Origin of the sequence: Clostridium sp. UBA6640, from assembly GCF_002455975.1 — a bacterium.
In the GTDB taxonomy this organism is placed as follows: domain Bacteria; phylum Bacillota; class Clostridia; order Clostridiales; family Clostridiaceae; genus Clostridium_J.
This window is the reverse complement of record NZ_DKLM01000046.1, coordinates 1-4,742: the sequence shown is the minus strand read 5'-3', so window position 1 is coordinate 4,742 and position 4,742 is coordinate 1. Positions and strand designations below refer to the sequence as shown.

Annotated in this window: 5 protein-coding genes; all 5 read left to right on the top strand. The window is 28.6% G+C overall.

Annotated features, from left to right (window positions below; genetic code table 11):
* The first annotated feature begins 148 nt into the window (after positions 1 to 148).
* The 5 genes from nadD to B2W91_RS04795 all read left to right on the top strand — a co-directional run bounded on the left by nadD (position 149) and on the right by B2W91_RS04795 (position 4,658).
* Positions 149 to 751, top strand: a complete 603-nt coding sequence (nadD, locus tag B2W91_RS04815; RefSeq protein ID WP_291579145.1) for a nicotinate-nucleotide adenylyltransferase — start codon at positions 149 to 151, stop codon at positions 749 to 751.
* A 13-nt stretch (positions 752 to 764) separates the two neighbouring features.
* The gene (gene yqeK, locus B2W91_RS04810) at positions 765 to 1,331 is read left to right on the top strand and encodes a bis(5'-nucleosyl)-tetraphosphatase (symmetrical) YqeK (protein WP_291579144.1); all 567 of its coding nucleotides are present in this window, start codon (positions 765 to 767) and stop codon (positions 1,329 to 1,331) included.
* Between the two features lie 13 nt (positions 1,332 to 1,344).
* The gene (locus tag B2W91_RS04805; RefSeq protein WP_291579143.1) at positions 1,345 to 2,664 is read left to right on the top strand and encodes an LCP family protein; all 1,320 of its coding nucleotides are present in this window, start codon (positions 1,345 to 1,347) and stop codon (positions 2,662 to 2,664) included.
* 48 nt (positions 2,665 to 2,712) lie between these two features.
* Positions 2,713 to 3,096 carry a RidA family protein gene (locus B2W91_RS04800; protein ID WP_291579142.1) on the top strand — a complete coding sequence of 128 codons (384 nt, stop codon included), beginning with the start codon at positions 2,713 to 2,715 and terminating at the stop codon, positions 3,094 to 3,096.
* A gap of 659 nt (positions 3,097 to 3,755) precedes the next feature.
* Positions 3,756 to 4,658 (top strand): RluA family pseudouridine synthase, encoded by a 903-nt coding sequence (locus B2W91_RS04795; protein ID WP_291579141.1) that lies wholly within the window; start codon positions 3,756 to 3,758, stop codon positions 4,656 to 4,658.
* Positions 4,659 to 4,742 lie beyond the last annotated feature (84 nt).

The following is a 4,742-nucleotide window of genomic DNA, read 5'->3' as shown; positions in this document are numbered from 1 at the left end:
AATTTTTGTTATGAAAATTAAAGTCGTGAATAAGTTAAATTTTAATTGTGGAACTCTATATAGGGTGTATGATTTAATATAAGGAAGAAATTTGTATTTGGTAAAAAGTAAAAATTATGGTATTATATAATATAGAAAAAGAGGTTTTATTATGAGAAAAGCAATATTTGGAGGAACCTTTGATCCAATTCATAACGGTCATATGCATATTGCTTATGAAGCATTATATAACTTAAATTTAGATTTAATTATTTTCATGCCTAGTGGAAATCCGCCACATAAGACTCAAAGAAAAGTTACAGAAGGTAAAATAAGATATGAAATTGTAGAATCTGTAATTAAGGATGAAGCAAGATTTGATATAAGTGATTATGAAATAAATAGTAATGAATTAAGTTATACATATAAAACTTTAAAACATTTTAATGATCTAGAGCCTAATACTGAGTGGTTTTTTATAACTGGTGCGGACAGTTTAATTGATTTAGAAAGATGGAGAAATGTTAAAGGTATATTAGAAAATTGTACCCTTATAGTTTTTACAAGACCAGGATATAGTCTTGAAGAAATAAAAAAACAAAAGAAAAATATTGAAGAAAAATATAATACAGATATTATATTTTTAAATATGCCTGTAATCGATATTTCCTCTACAGTAATTAAAAAGAAAATAAGTGAAAATAAAAATGTAAAATATCTTCTTCCTTATGAGCCTTACAAAATTATTGAAAAGCTTAACTTGTACAAATAAAGGAAGTGAAAAAATGTTAATAGAAGATGACATAAAAAAATATCTTGAAAAGTGTTTGAAGCCATCAAGATATGTTCATACTCTAGGTGTTGTAGAGGTTGCTGAAAAATTGGCAATACAGTATAATGCGGATGCTAAAAAGGCAAGAATAGCAGCACTATTACATGATGCAGCAAAAAATATGAACATTGATGAGCTTATAAGAATTTCAAAGGAAAATAATCATGAAATAGATGAGGATTATTATAATTCACCTCAGTTATTACATGGTGTTGTCGGAGCATATATAGCTAAAAATACCTTTGGTATTGAAGATGGTGATATATTGGATGCTATTATATATCATACTACAGGAAGGGCTAATATGTGTTTACTAGAAAAGATAATATATGTATCAGACTATATCGAAGCTTCAAGGAATTTTCAAGGAGTTGAATCTTTAAGAGAAATTGCATATAAGGATTTAGATGAAGCTGTTATTGAATGCTCCGAAAACACTATAAGATATATATTATCTAAAAAACTTTTATTACATAAGAATACAATAGAAGCTAGAAATTATTTACTAATTCAGAGGTAGTGGGTGTTTAAATATGGGAGAAAACAAAAAACGCGATAATGAATCTGTAAGAAAAAATAAAAGGAAAAGAAAAAAGTCATCTATTTTATTGAGAGTTCTATTTATAATTTTACTAATAGGAGTCTTATTATCTGGTGGAGTATATACTTATTTATCTAGTTTTGATAATAATGCTATAGAACTTAAAAAATCTGGTGCTAATAAAGGAAATAAGAATGGTACTTTATCTAGTGATGGCTCTGTTAATTTTCTCGTAATGGGATTAGATTTGGGATCTGGTGATGAAAATGATAAATACGATCCAAAGAGAACAGATAGCATAATGTTAGTGCATTATAATGGAAAGGAAAAGAAATACGATGTTATTTCAATTCCTAGAGATACAAAGGTAACTATTGATGGGCAAGAGCAAAAAATAAACGCTGCTCATGCAATAGGTGGCGTTCAATATTTAGTTGACTCCGTAGAAGAATTATTAAATATTACCATAGACTATTATGTAAAGGCGGATACTATAGCTTTTAGGGAATTTATTGATGCAATAGGTGGGGTAGATGTAGTAATAGAAAGAAATATGTATTATGACGACCCTACACAGGATTTGCACATATACTTTGAAGCTAGCACAGAACCACAGCATTTAGATGGGAAAGATGCAGAGAAATTTGTAAGGTGGAGAAAAAATAATGATGAAACTGGACTTGTAGAAGGAGATGTTGGAAGGATAAAAGAACAACAAAAATTCTTTAAAACCTTACTAGCGAAAATACAAAGTCCAAGTATAATACCTAAGCTTCCGAATGTATTATCAGTTTTTCCAAAATATATAGAGACTAATTTAAGTGCATTAAATATAATGGACTATGGATTAGGTCTAGCTAATACATCTAAAGAAAAGATAAATTTTCACATAATTGGTGGGGAACCTGTATATATAAATGGAATATCTTATTTTATTTCTACACCAGAATCAAATGGTGAAATTTTATCAATATTAAACAATGAAAAACAAGTAGGGTCTAATGATGGAAAGCAAATAGAAGGGTTTAAAAAAGATAATATTAGAATTAACATACTAAATTCTACAGCTAAAGATGGATTAGCAGGAAACTTTGGTGAAAATATAGCTAAAAAAGGTTATAGCCAATATACTACAGGGAATGCTAATGAGAATAGACAAACTTCTAAGATTAAGATATATGGATTAAAAGAAGATGCTGTAGAAGTTATTAAAAAAGATTTCAATATAGACGATGTAGAGTATATGTCTGATTATAATGAAAACTTTGAAATAGAAGTTATATTGGGTGAGGATAGGGATTTTGTTTATTAAGCATATATTTATATGCTAATATATAAACAACTTTGAGGAGGTTTTAACATGAAAAAACAAATAATAAGCACAACAAAGGCTCCAGCAGCTATAGGACCATATTCACAAGCTATTAAGGCAGGAAATATGGTTTATACGTCAGGTCAATTGCCAATAAATACGGCAACTGGCGAACTTATAAACGATGATATAAAGAAAGCAACAGCGCAATCATTAGATAACGTTAAGGCTATTTTAGAAGAAGCTGGAACATCAATGGATAAAGTTGTTAAAACTTTAGTATTACTAAAGGATATGAATGACTTTGCTGCAATGAATGAAGTATATGCTACATATTTTGTAGAGAATCCACCAGCAAGATCTTGTTTCCAAGTAGCAAGCTTACCAAAAGATGCTCTAGTTGAAATTGAAGTTGTGGCTATAGCTGAATAATTATTAAACCTCGAGTAAATACTCGAGGTTTTTAACCTAAAAAATAAATTTTTTAATAGCAACTTTAATCAATGGAGAATTGACGATTGACAATGGACAATTATGGATACTTCTCTTTTATAAGAGAAGTTTTAAATTGATTTCTTTTCAGGTGACACAGTCACCTGTATTAAAAAATCTATTAAAGAAATTGGTTTGATTAAAACTAATTTCTATCATAATTGTCAATTGTCCATTCTCAATTCTCAATTACATAAATATAAGCTAAAACAATTTGCTAACACAATTTTATGAGTATATAAATTAAATTAGGAGTGGTATATATATAAATAAACTACTCTAAAATTTAGTGTATGTCCGAATAAAAGTTACAGTTCACAACTTTTAGATTAATGCACAATTAAGGAGGAAATTATTTTTGACTAGTAATATAAAATTGCTAGTGATTATGGCGAACACTGCTTACCGCTACAGAATAAATTCTAAATTTCTCAGAAATTGCTGAGAAATATCCATAATTGTGAATTGTGCACTGTGAATTGTGAATTGTGCACTGTGAATTGTGAATTGAATTTTAGTCCATATACTAATAAGTACTGATTATTTTCAGTAATAGATTAATTTTAAAAGTGGTACATCTATACAAGTGGAGGTGAAATATGAATAACAATTTAATATATAAGGTATTAGAATGCGGAGAAGGAATGAAACTCAGAGAATATATGAAAGATGTTTTGGAGCTTTCTGGAAGATTTACTAAAAATGCTGGTCTTAATAAAAGAATATATGTTAATAAAAGTATTGCTAAATTGAATCATAAGCTAAATAAAGGAGATATTATTGAAGTTCAAGTTACTAAAGATGAAAGTCAGAATATTATTCCAGAAAAAATAGAGATAGATGTAGTATATGAAGATTGCGATTTGTTAGTAGTTAATAAACAACCTAATATGATAGTTCACCCTACAAAAAGCTATCCTACAGGAACTCTTTCAAATGGTATACTTTATTACTTTAAAGAAAAAGGGGAAAATTGTATAGTAAGATTAGTTAGTAGGCTGGATATGGATACTTCTGGTCTTATAATGATAGGTAAAAATCAATTTGCCCATATGAATTTAGCTAAAAGTATGGAAAATAACTTAATCACTAAAAGTTATTTAGCTATTGTTCATGGAATAATAGAAGAAGACAGTGGTACTATTGATGCTCCTATAGGTAGACCTACAGAAGAGAGTATTAAAAGAGAAGTGATAAGTGATGGACAAAAGAGCATAACTCATTTTAAAGTAATAAAGCGATATAAAAATGCTACATTAGTGGAACTAACCTTAGAAACAGGAAGAACTCATCAAATAAGAGTTCATTTAAGCTATATAAAACACCCTATTTATGGTGATAGTTTATATGGTATAGAAGAGAATCAGTACATAAAAAGGCAAGCGCTTCACGCTTATAAGCTTATAATACCTCATCCTCGAACAGGTGAAATGTTAAATTTAGAGAGCAAATTACCAGAAGATATGGAAAGTCTCTTAGGCAAATTGAAGGATGAGAATTAGAGGTTAACTATAGATAAACTACTCTAAAATTTAATGTATGTCTGAATATAAGTTACAATTTGATATATTAATTCACAATGCACA

What these genes read in the sequence shown, in the direction of transcription:
- yqeK (WP_291579144.1), top strand. Translation starts at nt 765, where the DNA reads ATGTTAATAGAAGATGACATAAAAAAATATCTTGAAAAGTGTTTGAAG.
- B2W91_RS04805 (WP_291579143.1), top strand. Translation starts at nt 1,345, where the DNA reads ATGGGAGAAAACAAAAAACGCGATAATGAATCTGTAAGAAAAAATAAA.
- B2W91_RS04800 (WP_291579142.1), top strand. Translation starts at nt 2,713, where the DNA reads ATGAAAAAACAAATAATAAGCACAACAAAGGCTCCAGCAGCTATAGGA.
- B2W91_RS04795 (WP_291579141.1), top strand. Translation starts at nt 3,756, where the DNA reads ATGAATAACAATTTAATATATAAGGTATTAGAATGCGGAGAAGGAATG.